This is a genomic window from Pseudoalteromonas sp. CO325X, from assembly GCF_004208955.1.
Classification (GTDB): domain Bacteria; phylum Pseudomonadota; class Gammaproteobacteria; order Enterobacterales; family Alteromonadaceae; genus Pseudoalteromonas; species Pseudoalteromonas ruthenica.
This window is the reverse complement of the sequence record NZ_SGPG01000018.1, coordinates 1-13,809: the sequence shown is the minus strand read 5'-3', so window position 1 is coordinate 13,809 and position 13,809 is coordinate 1. Positions and strand designations below refer to the sequence as shown.

The following is a 13,809-nucleotide window of genomic DNA, read 5'->3' as shown; positions in this document are numbered from 1 at the left end:
AATTTAGGGGTTGCTTAGAAACGCCGGGCATTTTACAGCAAATGCCCCTTGGAGGCTAGAAAAAGGAGGACGAATGTCCTTGTTAGGCTGTGGCAACCAGCACGGCGCGAAGTGGCGCTGGATACCCTTCGATGGTTTTGTTTACATCATTTGGGTCAAGGAAGTCGGCCAGCGACTCATTTTCCATCCACGACGTGCGCCTTTGCTCTGCCAATGACGTCTGATCGGTGTCAACAACGCGAATATCTTTAAAGCCGACGCGTCGCAACCACAGCTGTAATGCGTCGGTGCTTGGGATGTACCACACGTTGCGCATTTTTGCGTAGCGGTCTTCCGGCATCAGTACCGTGTGAATATCGCCTTCCACTACTAAGGTCTCTAACACCAGTTCACCTCCCGGGCGCAATTGCGCTCGTAGCTGTGCTAAGAAATCGATAGGGGAGCGCCGATGATAAAGCACCCCCATGGAAAATACCGTATCGAAGGCTTTTAAGGCTGGCAGTTGTTCAACGCCCAAAGGCAGCAAATGCACAGCAGGATCTGGGTGATACTGTTTAATGGCTTGGAATTGACACAAAAACAAGTCACTGGGGTCGATGCCCACCACCAGTTCGGCGCCTTCACCACGCATACGCCACAGGTGGTAGCCTGAACCGCAGCCAATATCTAGGACCTTACGATGTGATAAATCGCTGATATGGGGTAACACGCGATCCCATTTCCAGTCGCTGCGCCATTCGGTGTCAATGTCGATACCAAACAGTGAAAACGGGCCTTTACGCCACGGCATAAAGCGCTTTAGTAGATGCGTTAACTGTTTGCGCTCGCCGTCACTAATGTCTTCGGCTTGGCCTATTGCGACCTGCGTACGAACATCAATGTTTGATGGCGTTAACTCAGGCAGGTTGTTTAGTACTTTTTGCCATTTTGGCATATCGCCATGACGAGCTTGGTCCTGCCAATGTTGCAACTGCCCAGGTAAGGTATTTAGCCAGTGGCTCAAATCGGTGCAGGCAATGTGTTGATAAAACTGATTAAACCATTGATTCATAACTGTTCCGTTTATTTAATTGCGACCATAGAGCAAAAGTTAAAGCACTGATACCACACTTGGGTTTGGCTAAAGCCGACATCTTGCAAGCGTTCAATGTGGGCGCTCAAGGTGTCGGTGCGCATGACATTTTCAATGGCGGTGCGCTTTTGGCTTATCTCTAATTCTGAGTAGCCATTGGCACGCTTGAAATCATGATGGAGGTCAATCAATAACTCATCGACATCGGCATTTTCGCCCTTGAGTTTTTCACTTAGCAGCAACACACCGCCGGGCTTTAGGGCGTTAAAAATGCGCGTAAGCAGGGCATGGCGTTGCTCGGGTGGAATAAATTGCATGGTGAAGTTCATCGCCACGACAGAGGCGTTTTCAAGCTTAGCATCAAGAATGTCGCCAAGCTGCACGTCAACGGGCACAGCAGAGCGAAAGCCTTGCAAATGCATGCGACAACGTTCAACCATGGCTTGAGAATTATCAATGGCGACTATTTCACAGCCACTTTGGGTGAGGTTGCGGCGCATACTTAAGGTGACGGCGCCTAGCGAGCAGCCTAAATCATACAGCCGCGTATGTGGCTGTGCGTATTTGCCGGCTAATTTACCAAGGGTGCTAACGATGGTGGCATACCCTGGTACCGAGCGTTCAATCATATCTGGGAACACCTCGACGACGTTGGCATCGAAGGTGAAATCTTTTACTTGCTGTTCAGCAGCATAAATACTGTCTTTCACTGACACTTTGCTAAGCTCTAGATAGAAACAATGACAATATTTTATCAAATTTGTTGGCGCTGTGGTGAGCTTTAGCAGCACAAATCGGCCGCATTAGGCTGCATTCGCTTTCGCTGAGTCACAAAAGGTGCCAAAAAATGTAAACAGTACTGGCTAGTTTTTCGGTTATTCAGTAAGTTAACCGCTGTAGTATGGTTTTATGCCAGTAAATAAAGATGTGAGACAGTGCATGAAAAAAAGCAAAGTAATTAGTACCGAGGATATTCTTTCCACCTTATGTCATTCGGTGACCGAGGTGTTGTCTTCTGCCAGCGGCAATAACATTAGCTATTCGGCCATGGTGCAAAAAATAACCCGCACCTGTATGCGCCCAGATATTGGCTGCTTCGTGTTATTCGATGGTGGCTTTACAGGGTTGGTGGTGACGAATTTTACCGCGCAAGCGGCGATGGAAGTCTATTCGGACTACTTGCGTAATATGGGCATGCCCGAGGAAGAGTTAGCGAAGAGCCACCTTTCTGATGATGTTTCCAATGTGCTAGGGGAGCTCATGAACCAAATCGTCGGTGACTTTACTAATAAAGTCAGGGAGCAACTGCACACGTCGATCACCCAAAATCAGCCGAAAATGATGGCCATCAACAAGCAAGTGCAAATCTCTGTGGATACCACTATGGACAGGCCTCAGGCGCGCCGTGTGACGTTTACCACACAGAACCAAAATATTTTTTACCTTGAATTGGCGATGGATAAAACGGAGTTCATCAAGCTTCATGATTTTGACATCACCGATGCGGTAGACCCTGATGACATCATTGAAAGTGCCCATGCCGATAAGCAACAAGCTGAAGAAAAAGCAAAAAAGCAGCAGGCTGAGCAGGATATCGATGACGATTTTATGGAAAACCTAGGTCTTTAATTTCCCCTGTACGGCGTGTGGCTAACATGACTTGCGACCCTCTGTGACTGATGTGATGCCAGCACATGGGCCAGTGCAGCGGTGCTAAAAGAGCTGTTCCTGTTGGTGCTTTTCACCCGGGAATGGCTCAACGGCACGGTGATAATAGCCACAAAAGCGCTGCAAATCCTGGGCAAACTGGCGTGCCAGTAAAGGCGCCCCGTCGTTATCAGCGGTGTGTAAAAACACATAAGGTGACTTGCCTTCATCTAACCACTGTTTAATCTTTGCCAACCAAGGCTGGTAATAGTGCTGATACTCATCACTTAGCGCAGCAATCACAAAACGCACCACTGGGCGCTCGCCCAAGGCCACCGCATGCACCGGTAAATGAGGTTTCTTCTGCTGTGCGTCAATAATGGCGTCATTATAAGGGGAGACTGCAAACAGCGCCCGGGTGTCCATACAAACACGATCAATATTATGTTGATATAAAAATCGGTTCAGTGCGCGCTCGCTGTCACCTTTGGTAAAAAAATCGCGGTGGCGCACTTCCACGCTGTAGTGCAAGTCTTTGGGTAGTTGGGCAATAAAGTGCTGCAGTCGGGGGAGGTGCGTTGGTGCAAAGCTTGCTGGCAATTGCAACATCAAGCTGCCTACTTTGCTGAATAAGGGTGCCATTAGTTTAAGCCAGTGTGTGAGTTCTTCGTGCGGAGCTTGCAAGGCACTGTCGTGGCTAAAACGCTTTGGGAATTTAAAGGTAAAGCGAAAGTGCTCATCACTGCTGTGCAGCCAGCGCTTTACCACATCGGGGCTAGGATCGGCATAGAAAGTGGTGTTTCCCTCCACGGCATTAAATACTTCACTGTAACGGGCGAGCATCTGTGATTGCTGACAGTGTTGGGCAAATAATTGTCCTTTCCACGCGGTATTAGACCACTGTGGACAACCTAGATAAAGCATGGCTAAAGCACGGTTCATAGTGATTGGCAGCTATGCTAGCACAGCTTTATGGCTTTAGGTGCTCAATAAGTATGCAACTCGGAGTTTGCTTCGTGACATTGACAGCCGTTTTTATATAATTGACGCAATTAATTTGGCCACTGCGTGCTTAAACCAATGCGCGCTTACAATTAAAACAGGAATATTATGCGCTCTATATATTGCGGACACTTAAATAAAAGTCATGTCGACCAAGAAGTTACTCTGTGTGGGTGGATCAACAAACGCCGTGATTTAGGTGGTTTGATCTTCGTCGATGTGCGTGACCGCGAAGGCTTGGTGCAGGTGGTGTTCGACCCGGAAGTCGAAGGGCTTATGGATGTGGCGAATAAACTTCGCCAAGAATTCTGTGTACAAGTCAAAGGGGTAGTCCGCGCTCGCCCTGACAGCCAAGTCAACAAAGACATGAGCACAGGGGAAGTGGAAATTCTAGGTACTGGCCTTGAGATTATTAACCGCAGCGACGCTCTACCACTGGATTTTAACCAGCAAAACTCCGAAGAGCGCCGTCTAAAATACCGTTACTTAGATCTTCGCCGCTTAGAGATGAGCGACCGCATTAAGTTGCGTGCCAAAGCCACAAGTTTTGTTCGCCGCTTCCTTGATAGCAATGACTTCCTCGATATTGAAACGCCGGTACTGACCAAAGCGACCCCTGAAGGAGCACGTGACTACCTTGTGCCAAGCCGTGTGCATCATGGCAGCTTCTATGCGCTGCCGCAGTCGCCGCAGCTGTTTAAACAATTGTTGATGATGTCTGGCTTTGACCGTTACTACCAAATCGTTAAATGTTTCCGTGATGAAGATTTACGTGCCGACCGCCAGCCAGAGTTCACGCAAATCGATATCGAAACCTCATTTATGAGTTCAGACCAAGTTCGCGGTGTCACTGAAAAGCTGATCCGTGATATGTGGCAAGAGTTGCTGAATGTTGACTTAGGCGAGTTCCCAGTAATGGCCTATAGCGAAGCCATGCGTCGTTTCGGTTCAGACAAGCCTGACCTACGTAACCCGATGGAGCTTATTGACGTTGCTGATTTGGTTAAAGACGTTGAGTTTAAAGTGTTCTCTGGCCCTGCTAATGATGAAAAAGGCCGCGTAGCCGTACTTAGCGTGCCAGGTGGAGCGTCGTTATCACGTAAGCAAATTGATGAGTACACCAAATTTATCGGCATCTATGGCGCTAAAGGTTTAGCCTGGATGAAGGTCAATGACCGCGACGTGGGTGTGGAAGGCGTGCAATCACCGATTGCTAAATTCTTGAACGAAGAGGTGATCACCGCCTTACTTGAACGCACCAATGCGCAAACTGGCGATATCATTTTATTTGGTGCCGACTCACGCAATGTGGTCAATGAAGCCATGGGTGCGCTGCGCTTGAAGATTGGTTTAGATCTTGAGCTAACTGATTTAACTAAATGGGCGCCATTGTGGGTCGTAGACTTCCCGATGTTTGAAGAAGACGATGAAGGCAATCTACATGCTGTTCACCACCCATTTACTGCGCCAAAAGATGTCAGCCCAGAGGAGCTGGAAGCGAACCCTGCCGGTACGCTGTCTGATGCCTACGACATGGTTCTTAATGGTTACGAAGTGGGTGGTGGTTCGGTGCGTATCCACAATAATGCGATGCAACAAGCAGCGTTCCGCGTATTGGGGATCAATGAGCAAGAGCAACAAGATAAGTTCGGTTTCCTACTCGATGCATTGAAGTATGGTACACCGCCGCACGCAGGCTTGGCGTTCGGCCTTGACCGTCTAGTGATGTTGCTTTGTGGTACAGACAATATTCGTGATGTCATTGCCTTCCCGAAAACGACGCAAGCATCTTGTTTGATGACCGATGCCCCGAGTGTGGCAAATCCCGATGCTCTGCAAGAGCTGGGTATCGGAGTGACTGCCTCTGAGAGTGAACAGAGCGAATAAGCGATAGCGATAAAAGAAGCGGCTCAGGCCGCTTTTTTTATGCTTCAGCTTTACACTGGTCATACATACAGTTACCATTTCCATAAGCGAGAATAATAATAAGGTCAGTGGGTGAGTATAATTTTGGGAATTGACCCCGGCTCGCGCTTTACCGGCTATGGTGTCGTGCAGCAGCAAGGGCATAAGTTCCATTACTTGGGCAGTGGCTGTATTAAGCTAGGTGACAACGCTTTCCCGTTGCGTCTAAAAATGATTTTCCAAGGCGTCAGCCAACTCATTGAGCAATTTAACCCTACCGCGTTTGCCATAGAGCAAGTGTTTATGGCCCACAATCCTGATTCGGCATTAAAGCTAGGACAAGCTCGGGGCGCAGCCATTGTTGCCGCGACCTTGGCCGATATTGACGTGTCAGAATACTCCGCGCGGCAAGTGAAACAAGCAGTGGTTGGGCGAGGCTCTGCGGAAAAGGCACAGGTACAACACATGGTGAAGCATATTTTGAAGCTGCCAGCCACGCCGCAAGCAGATGCCGCCGACGCCTTGGCTATTGCTATGTGTCATGGCCACTCACAACAAAACTTAATAAAACTGTCCGGTCAAGCACGTAAAACCGTGCGCGGACGCTTGAGGTAACAATGATAGGACGAATTAGAGGATTGTTGGTTGAGAAGCAGCCCCCTGAGGTGCTAGTGGAAGCATCGGGCATTGGCTATGAAATCAACCTCCCCATGAGTTGCTTTTATGCACTTCCCGAGTGTGGCGAACAGGTCACCTTGTATACCCACTTTGTGGTGCGAGAGGATGCGCAGCTGTTATTTGGGTTTAACACCAAAAACGAACGCGCCCTGTTTCGTGAATTGCTAAAAGCCAATGGGGTAGGGCCTAAATTAGGCCTAGGTATTTTATCGGGGATGTCGGCAGAGCAATTTATCCATTGCGTTCATCATGGCGATGCAAGCACCTTAGTAAAGCTTCCTGGCGTTGGCAAAAAAACCGCAGAGCGGTTAGTGTTAGAAATGAAAGACAGGCTTAAAGATTGGGGTCCTGACTTATTTACCCCTCACACTGATTTGGCACCAATGGATGCGCCCAATGGCGATACTTTGGTCGCGAGTAATGCCCAAGACGATGCGGTTGCCGCACTTGAGGCTCTGGGTTATAAAAATGCTCAGGCAGTGAAGTCGGTAAAAGCAGTCGCGAAGCCAAGCATGGCCTCCGAAGAAATGATTAAGCAAGCGCTCAAAGCGATGCTATAACAGAGATACCATCATGATAGAAGCGGATCGGCTGATTGAGCCAGAGGTACAGGGTAATGAAGATGTGGTCGATAGAGCCATTCGGCCTAAGTTATTGGCCGACTATCACGGCCAACCTCATGTTAAACAGCAGATGGATATTTTTATCGAGGCTGCACGCTCACGTAGCGAGGCCTTAGATCATCTCCTTATATTTGGTCCCCCTGGGTTAGGTAAAACCACGTTAGCCAATATTGTTGCTAATGAACTCAATGTGAGTATTAAAACGACTTCCGGTCCGGTGTTGGAAAAAGCCGGCGATCTCGCCGCCTTACTGACTAACTTAGAAGCTCATGATGTGCTGTTTATTGACGAAATTCATCGCATGAGCCCACATGTTGAGGAAATACTCTATCCAGCCATGGAAGACTATCAACTCGATATCATGATTGGTGAAGGCCCTGCAGCGCGCTCGATTAAACTTGATTTACCGCCATTTACTTTAATTGGTGCTACGACCCGTGCAGGCTCATTAACTTCTCCGCTGCGCGATCGTTTCGGTATTGTGCAACGTTTGGAGTTTTATTCCGTTGCCGACCTTGCCGCCATTGTTAAACGCTCCGCCGATCATCTAGGTTTAGCCGTTGACGAGCAGGGCGCTTTAGAAGTCGCCAAGCGCTCGCGAGGGACTCCCCGCATTGCTAACCGGTTACTGCGCCGAGTGCGAGATTTTGCAGAAGTTAAAGGTGATGGTCGCGTATGTATTGATATTGCCGCACAAGCGCTCGATATGGTCGATGTAGACAAAAGCGGTTTTGATTATATGGACCGTAAATACTTGCTAGCGATTATAGAAAAGTTCATGGGCGGGCCGGTGGGGCTGGATAATCTCGCAGCAGCCATCGGCGAGGAAAAAGAAACCATAGAAGATGTGATTGAACCCTATCTAATACAGCAAGGCTTTATCCAGCGTACGCCGCGAGGACGGATTGTATCAGATCATGCCTATGCGCATTTTGGTCTCAGTAAAACCACAGACTAACCTTGGCACACCCTGCCGAGCGGTTTAGCTCGGCCCAACCTGCCTCATTCCCTTACCAATACACCCAAGTTTAGGTCGACGCTGTCTCTATACAGGTGGCTTATTAAAAGCAGAGTAATTCACAACAGATTAAGCTGTGCTTGGTATCTTATTGCAGGCAAAAAAAAGCCCGCTAACAAAGCGGGCAAAACAACAAGTTGAAGGAAGTAAATCCAAATAAGCCAAGTGAATGAGCAACGCTAAAGTTAATCAATCAATGGCCGAGGTGGGGAATCAGAAACCACCTCTTGAACTGTGCATAAGAGCTCAATTGGTTGCGCTAGCTCAGTACAGGGTGAATATTACGGACTAAATGGGCCCTAATCAAACTAGAAAAATTATATTTTTCGGATAAGAAAATCTAATATTGAATAGTTTTTTAAGATGGTAATTTTCATCGTAAAGTATGGGGTTATGTTTTCTTAATATTGATATTAAAGGGAAATATTATTTGTGTGCTTTTTTTGTTCTATTAGATTTACTAGTTTCTAACGTGTAGATATTTTGGCAAATGAAAGCTTATGCGCACAAAGTGCATAAAACGCAATTAATTTGAACTTTTGTTAGGGTTTTAGAGCCCAATAATGGCGTGTACTTTTTTACATCGCATCATTAATTAGGTGTTTAACTTGGGTTTGTAGCAATTCGTGGCAAGGCCATTGTCAGCGCTACAACGACTGGTTACACTAGTGCTCATTGTGTCGTGCTCAAAGACACGTGGAAGTTGTAAACTGCGCCTCAGGAGAAAAGACGTGGATTCTGGATTAAATTTTATTGATCTTATTTTAAAAGCCAGCTTTTTAGTACAGCTGGTGATGCTTACCTTAGTAGCTCTGTCGGTAATATCGTGGGCCATCATCATTCAGCGTCGTAAAACCTTGGGCCATGCGCTTAGTAGCGCCAAGAAATTCGAATCGCGTTTTTGGTCAGGTGTTGATTTGTCGAAGCTCTACAGTGAGATTTCGGCGCGTGGCAATAAAAGTGAAGGATTAGAAGCGTTATTTACCTCAGGCTTCAAAGAGTTTGCACGACACAAAAAGAATAATGTTCATTCTGCGGGTATGGTCACCGAAGGCGCACATCGTGCGATGCGTGTGGCACTTTCTCGTGAGATTGAGAAACTTGAAACAAGCTTGTCCTTTCTTGCAACCATAGGTTCAATCAGCCCTTACATTGGCTTGTTTGGTACCGTGTGGGGGATCATGACTGCCTTTATCGCCCTCGGTGAAGTAAAGCAGGCAACACTGCAAATGGTCGCCCCGGGTATCGCCGAGGCCTTGATTGCTACTGCAATGGGCTTGTTTGCAGCCATCCCTGCGGTTATTGCGTACAACCGCTTTGCCAACAAAGTTGAGAAAATAGAGTCGCATTACGCCAACTTCATGGAAGAGTTTTCCAATATTCTTCATCGCCAAGCGGTCACCCAAGAGGTAAAGTCGAATGTATCAGCGTAAGAAACGTCGTCCGGTCGCAGAGATCAACGTTGTTCCTTACATCGACGTGATGTTGGTGCTGCTGATAATCTTTATGGCCACAGCACCCCTTATCACCCACGGGGTCAAAGTTGATTTGCCAAAGATGGAAAAATCCGAGCTGGTGGAAACTAAAGATGCACCGCCGATTATTGCCTCTATTGACGCCGACGGTAAGTACTATGTGAGTGTGGGTACCGACCCCGAAGCGCCGATGGAAGCGGTGGATGTTGCCGCTGTCATCAAACTCAAGTTAGAGCAAAACCCCGATACTCCAGTGATGATTAAAGGGTCAGGCCGCGTCAGTTATCAAGAAGTACTGCTATTAATGGACTTTTTGAAAAACGCCGGGGTACCCGAGGTAGGCTTAATGACGGAGTCGTTTGAGGATTAGCATGCAGCAGTATAAAACGCCACTTCTCATTTCCCTCGCTTTACACCTTGCGCTTATCGGTGCTTTGGTGGGTGTGGGTTTATTTCGTGATTCAGCACCTGAAATCATGAAAGTGACTCTAAATACACCGAGTAACGAAGATACGCCAGAGCAAGCTGTTAGCGCCGTGTCTGTTGATCAAAAACAAGTGGAGCAACGCCTCGCTGATCTTAAGCAAAAAGAGGAAGCCAAAAGACGTGCCGAGCAACAGCGTATTAAAGAGTTGGAGGATCGCGCCGCCGCCGCCCGCAAACAGCGTGAGGCCGAAGCCGAGCAGATCAAAAAGTTAGAGCGGCAGCGTCAAGCCAAAGAGCGTGAACGTAAACAGGCTGAGGCCGAAGCGAAACGTGCTCGAGAGCAAGAACGTAAAGAGCGCGAAAAAGCACGTAAAGCCCAGCAGGAAAAAGAAAAGGCAGAGCAAGCGGCTAAAGCGGCTGCCGAAAAACGTCGCAAGGAAGAAGAAGCAGCGCGCAAGGCCGAAGCTGAACGTAAACGCAAAGAGCAAGAAGCTGCCCGCAAGGCTGAAGAAGCAAGGCAAAAAGCGCTGGCTGAGCAACTGCTGCAAGAGCAATTGGCTGCCGAGCAAGCGGCACGCTCGAAAGCGCGTCGACAGCAAGTGATGTCAGAAGTGGATAAATACCGCGCCCTGATCGCCCAACGCATTCAGCAAAACTTGCTATTAGATCAGAGCTACCGTGGTAAAGAGTGTCGATTGAACATTAAATTGGCATTCAACGGCTTGGTCACCAGTGTCAGTTCACTCGGTGGCGACCAGCAAGTCTGTGAAGCTGCGGTTCGTGCAGTGCGCCGTGCTGATACCTTACCGGTCTCCAAAGATCGTGATGTATTTGAAAAATTAAAAGATATTAACTTAACGGTTAAACCAGAGTTTTAGGGGAACACCATGGTAAAGATGTGCCGATACCTGTTTATTTCCATGCTAGCTAGCGTCAGTCTATGGGCTAATGCGGCGTTGGAAATTGTTATTACTGAAGGGGTCGACAGTGCCCGACCTATCGCTGTGGTGCCGTTTGCCTACGAAGGCACCGGTGAAATGCCGATGCGCATTAGTGAAGTGGTCGCCGCTGACTTGCGTCGCAGTGGTAAGTTTAAGCCTATCGCCAGCATTAACATGCCACAGCGCCCAAGTACTGATGCTGATGTAGACTACAGTGCCTGGGTTCAAGAAGGGGTGGAAGCCATTGTTGTTGGTCGTGTACAGCAACAAAATGGCGGCCGATACCTGGTCAGTTACGAGCTAATCGACGTGCTCCGTGGGCAAATAACCGGTGGCGAGACACGCATTCTCAACAACGGTAAGTTAATCAAAAGCCAAGACCATGTACTTGACGCTCGGGAAACAGTCATCACGGCGCAAAACTTCCGCCGTTACGGTCACCGTATTAGCGATGTCGTATACGAGGCGTTAACGGGCGAGCGCGGCGCATTTTTAACTAAAATTGCCTACGTCATTGTACGTGACCAAGATGATAAGCCTTATCAGCTTGTTGTGGCGGATTACGATGGTTATAACGAGCAGGTACTACTGCGCTCTAAAGAGCCACTGATGTCACCCTCATGGTCACCTGATGGTAATAAACTGGCTTATGTCACCTTTGAAAATCGTCAAAGTCAGATCTATATCCAAGATATTTACACAGGCCAGCGACAGTTAGTCACCAGCCACCCAGGTATCAACGGTGCCCCGCAATTTTCACCTGATGGCACGAAATTGGCTATGGTGCTATCAAAAGACCGTACCGGTGCTACTGAACTTTATTTGTACGACTTACAAACAAAGCAAGAGCGTCGTTTAACTCGCCACCGTAGTATCGATACCGAACCAACCTGGCATCCAAACGGCAAAGAGCTCCTGTTTACCTCGGAAAGGGGTGGTAATGCCCAGATTTATAAGTTAAATTTAGATTCAGGCCGAGTGAAACGCATGACGTTCGACGGTGATATGAATTTAAATGGCTCAGTTACGCCCGATGGCAAGCACTTAGTGATGGTTAATCGGACGCTGGGCCGTTATCACATTGCTAAGAAGGATCTTGAATCAGGCAACTTCCAAGTACTTACACGTACACGTTTGGATGAGTCGCCGAGCGTGGCGCCCAATGGCTCCATGATTATTTACAGCACGATGCATAACAACAAAAATGTATTGGCTTTGGTTTCAATGGATGGCCGTTTTAAAGCGCGTTTACCCGTACTTGATGGACAAGTAAAAGCGCCAGCTTGGTCACCGTTTTTATAATTCGCTCAGGGTATAGTCAGCTTTGGACGCATAAACTTGAATTTTATGTAAATTGCTTACTATATTAAGACAAATTGAAAATCAGGTGCTGGTTTCACTTTTTGATAATAGGAATCTACTCAATGCAACTTAAAAAAATAGTTAAAGGTCTGCTTATTGCAGTGCCAGTTATGACGCTAGCGGCATGTAGTTCTTCATCTAGCCAAGATGAAGGCCAAGCCAACGAGACAAATCAAGTTGAAACCCAAACAACTGATACAGTTGAAGTGGAAACAGTAAAACGCGAGAAAACAGCAGAAGAGAAGCTGCGCGAAAAGTATGAAGCGCTTCGTCAACAGCAAATCATTTACTTTGATTTTGACAAGGCAACTATTCAGAGCAAGTATGCTGAATTGCTACAAGCTCACGCTCAGTTCCTAACGCAGAACCCTTCTGTAAAAGTACTTATCGAAGGCCACGCAGATGAGCGTGGTACGCCAGAGTACAACATTGCACTAGGTGAAAGCCGTGGTCAGTCTGTAGAAAAATACCTACAGAGCCTAGGTGTTAACCCTAACCAAATGTCTGTTGTTAGCTACGGTGAAGAGAAGCCGATGGTTAAAGCGCGTAACGAAGAAGCGTTCGCCAAAAACCGCCGTGCAGTCTTGGTATACTAAAATTTAAAAGAGTAACAATGAAGCCGAAAATTATTTTGGCAGCCTTACTCATGAGCGGGAGCACCCAAGTTTGGGCTGCTCCCGCTCCTGTTTCAGAGGCCTCCGCCAGTGAATCAAGTGTCGAAAAACGTTTAAGCCGCTTAGAGCAAATGATGCAAACTCGCAATTTGCTTCAAGCCGATTTACAACAGCAACTGGATTTGTTGCAAGATGAAGTGAGTCAGTTGCGTGGCGTCACCGAAGAGCACAGCTACAAGCTAGAAAAGGTGCTGCAACGTCAACGCGAGCTATATCAAGAAATAGAAAACCGTGTTAGCGCCGCTTATTCGCAGCAGCAACAGCCAAGCTATGATGATGGTTACAGTACGTCCAGTGCCGCGACCACCAGTGATAGCGCTGCCAACAGTGCCGCGCCGATGAGTAGTAATCTGTCTGAAAATGAAGCGTATGACAAAGCGGTCAAGCTGATCATGCAGGACAAACGCTACGATGCAGCTATTCCTGAGTTTCAAGCATTTCTGCAAACCTATCCAGAGTCAGTATACGTGCCGAACGCACATTATTGGTTAGGCCAACTTTTGACGATTAAAGGTGATACGAGCGGCGCCAAGGGCCACTTCGAAACCGTGGTGAATCAATATACTGATTCTAATAAGCGTGCCGATGCGATGCTTAAGTTGGGTACCTTGGAACAACAGCAAGGCCAACTCGCCAAAGCGAAGCAATTGTTTAATAAAGTGATTGCTGAGTACCCTAACACCACAGCCGCTAAATTAGCGACCGAGCGTGTTAGTAAGTTGTAGCAGATTTTGCTAAGTGTTTGCTTTTAGACCGCAGGCTGTTTAAAGCGGTCTAAAATTAGGCAACTAAGCGGAAAAACTAAAAAAAACCGAGCATTTGTATTGCACTTGGTTTTTAAATAAGTATTATAAGCGCCCGCAGCAGACGATAACCCCTCGGGGATAACGCTGCGCAAATAACGACAAAATGGGTCATTAGCTCAGTTGGTAGAGCAGTGGACTTTTAATCCATTGGTCGATGGTTCGAATCCATCATGACCCACC

General features: G+C 47.6%; 14 protein-coding genes and 1 tRNA gene. 12 read left to right on the top strand and 3 right to left on the bottom strand.

Translation table 11 applies throughout. From position 1 onward, the window contains the following. Window positions 1-82: 82 nt before the first annotated feature. Both cmoB and cmoA read right to left on the bottom strand, forming a co-directional pair. Window positions 83-1,051: a tRNA 5-methoxyuridine(34)/uridine 5-oxyacetic acid(34) synthase CmoB gene (gene cmoB, locus EXT46_RS09350; protein ID WP_045978442.1), complete on the bottom strand. Its 969-nt coding sequence runs from the start codon at window positions 1,049-1,051 to the stop codon at window positions 83-85. Window positions 1,052-1,062: 11 nt separating this feature from the next. Next, window positions 1,063-1,788 carry a carboxy-S-adenosyl-L-methionine synthase CmoA gene (cmoA, locus tag EXT46_RS09345; RefSeq protein WP_130146861.1) on the bottom strand — a complete coding sequence of 242 codons (726 nt, stop codon included), beginning with the start codon at window positions 1,786-1,788 and terminating at the stop codon, window positions 1,063-1,065. Between the two features lie 223 nt (window positions 1,789-2,011). Between cmoA and EXT46_RS09340 the strand changes: the two genes are divergently transcribed. Continuing rightward, on the top strand, window positions 2,012-2,701 hold the full coding sequence (locus tag EXT46_RS09340; protein ID WP_022945145.1) for a DUF3334 family protein: 690 nt from the start codon (window positions 2,012-2,014) through the stop codon (window positions 2,699-2,701). An 84-nt stretch (window positions 2,702-2,785) separates the two neighbouring features. Here EXT46_RS09340 and EXT46_RS09335 read toward each other — a convergent pair whose 3' ends face one another. Beyond that, on the bottom strand, window positions 2,786-3,643 hold the full coding sequence (locus tag EXT46_RS09335) for a DUF72 domain-containing protein (RefSeq protein ID WP_130146885.1): 858 nt from the start codon (window positions 3,641-3,643) through the stop codon (window positions 2,786-2,788). A 186-nt stretch (window positions 3,644-3,829) separates the two neighbouring features. On the opposite strand from EXT46_RS09335, the gene aspS reads away from it, so the two are divergent. From aspS to EXT46_RS09280, 11 genes are all read left to right on the top strand, one after another. Continuing rightward, window positions 3,830-5,608 carry an aspartate--tRNA ligase gene (aspS, locus tag EXT46_RS09330; RefSeq protein WP_130146859.1) on the top strand — a complete coding sequence of 593 codons (1,779 nt, stop codon included), beginning with the start codon at window positions 3,830-3,832 and terminating at the stop codon, window positions 5,606-5,608. Window positions 5,609-5,719: 111 nt separating this feature from the next. Beyond that, on the top strand, window positions 5,720-6,241 hold the full coding sequence (gene ruvC / locus EXT46_RS09325; protein ID WP_022945142.1) for a crossover junction endodeoxyribonuclease RuvC: 522 nt from the start codon (window positions 5,720-5,722) through the stop codon (window positions 6,239-6,241). Window positions 6,242-6,243: 2 nt separating this feature from the next. Continuing rightward, the gene (ruvA, locus tag EXT46_RS09320) at window positions 6,244-6,864 is read left to right on the top strand and encodes a Holliday junction branch migration protein RuvA (RefSeq protein ID WP_130146857.1); all 621 of its coding nucleotides are present in this window, start codon (window positions 6,244-6,246) and stop codon (window positions 6,862-6,864) included. Window positions 6,865-6,877: 13 nt separating this feature from the next. After that, window positions 6,878-7,885: a Holliday junction branch migration DNA helicase RuvB gene (gene ruvB, locus EXT46_RS09315; RefSeq protein WP_053910915.1), complete on the top strand. Its 1,008-nt coding sequence runs from the start codon at window positions 6,878-6,880 to the stop codon at window positions 7,883-7,885. A 791-nt stretch (window positions 7,886-8,676) separates the two neighbouring features. After that, a complete protein-coding gene (tolQ, locus tag EXT46_RS09310; protein WP_130146855.1) occupies window positions 8,677-9,378 on the top strand; it encodes a protein TolQ in 702 nt (233 codons plus the stop codon). Then, window positions 9,365-9,790: a protein TolR gene (tolR, locus tag EXT46_RS09305; protein ID WP_022945137.1), complete on the top strand. Its 426-nt coding sequence runs from the start codon at window positions 9,365-9,367 to the stop codon at window positions 9,788-9,790. The genes tolQ and tolR overlap by 14 nt, the downstream gene beginning before the upstream one ends. A 1-nt stretch (window position 9,791) precedes the next feature. Next, window positions 9,792-10,724, top strand: coding sequence for a cell envelope integrity protein TolA (tolA, locus tag EXT46_RS09300; RefSeq protein ID WP_130146853.1), 933 nt, complete (start codon window positions 9,792-9,794; stop codon window positions 10,722-10,724). Window positions 10,725-10,733: 9 nt separating this feature from the next. Further along, a complete protein-coding gene (tolB, locus tag EXT46_RS09295) occupies window positions 10,734-12,089 on the top strand; it encodes a Tol-Pal system beta propeller repeat protein TolB (RefSeq protein WP_045978438.1) in 1,356 nt (451 codons plus the stop codon). A gap of 122 nt (window positions 12,090-12,211) precedes the next feature. After that, the gene (pal, locus tag EXT46_RS09290; RefSeq protein WP_022945134.1) at window positions 12,212-12,745 is read left to right on the top strand and encodes a peptidoglycan-associated lipoprotein Pal; all 534 of its coding nucleotides are present in this window, start codon (window positions 12,212-12,214) and stop codon (window positions 12,743-12,745) included. Between the two features lie 17 nt (window positions 12,746-12,762). After that, window positions 12,763-13,548 carry a tol-pal system protein YbgF gene (gene ybgF, locus EXT46_RS09285; protein WP_045978437.1) on the top strand — a complete coding sequence of 262 codons (786 nt, stop codon included), beginning with the start codon at window positions 12,763-12,765 and terminating at the stop codon, window positions 13,546-13,548. 186 nt (window positions 13,549-13,734) lie between these two features. Then, window positions 13,735-13,807, top strand: a tRNA-Lys gene (locus tag EXT46_RS09280). The last annotated feature ends 2 nt before the right edge of the window (window positions 13,808-13,809 follow it).

Excerpts from the sequence above, each read along its gene's own strand:
- pal (WP_022945134.1), top strand. The coding sequence starts at position 12,212 with ATGCAACTTAAAAAAATAGTTAAAGGTCTGCTTATTGCAGTGCCAGTT.
- tolR (WP_022945137.1), top strand. The coding sequence starts at position 9,365 with ATGTATCAGCGTAAGAAACGTCGTCCGGTCGCAGAGATCAACGTTGTT.
- tolA (WP_130146853.1), top strand. The coding sequence starts at position 9,792 with ATGCAGCAGTATAAAACGCCACTTCTCATTTCCCTCGCTTTACACCTT.
- aspS (WP_130146859.1), top strand. The coding sequence starts at position 3,830 with ATGCGCTCTATATATTGCGGACACTTAAATAAAAGTCATGTCGACCAA.
- EXT46_RS09340 (WP_022945145.1), top strand. The coding sequence starts at position 2,012 with ATGAAAAAAAGCAAAGTAATTAGTACCGAGGATATTCTTTCCACCTTA.
- EXT46_RS09335 (WP_130146885.1), bottom strand. The coding sequence starts at position 3,643 with ATGCTTTATCTAGGTTGTCCACAGTGGTCTAATACCGCGTGGAAAGGA.
- ruvA (WP_130146857.1), top strand. The coding sequence starts at position 6,244 with ATGATAGGACGAATTAGAGGATTGTTGGTTGAGAAGCAGCCCCCTGAG.
- cmoB (WP_045978442.1), bottom strand. The coding sequence starts at position 1,051 with ATGAATCAATGGTTTAATCAGTTTTATCAACACATTGCCTGCACCGAT.
- ruvB (WP_053910915.1), top strand. The coding sequence starts at position 6,878 with ATGATAGAAGCGGATCGGCTGATTGAGCCAGAGGTACAGGGTAATGAA.
- tolB (WP_045978438.1), top strand. The coding sequence starts at position 10,734 with ATGGTAAAGATGTGCCGATACCTGTTTATTTCCATGCTAGCTAGCGTC.
- ybgF (WP_045978437.1), top strand. The coding sequence starts at position 12,763 with ATGAAGCCGAAAATTATTTTGGCAGCCTTACTCATGAGCGGGAGCACC.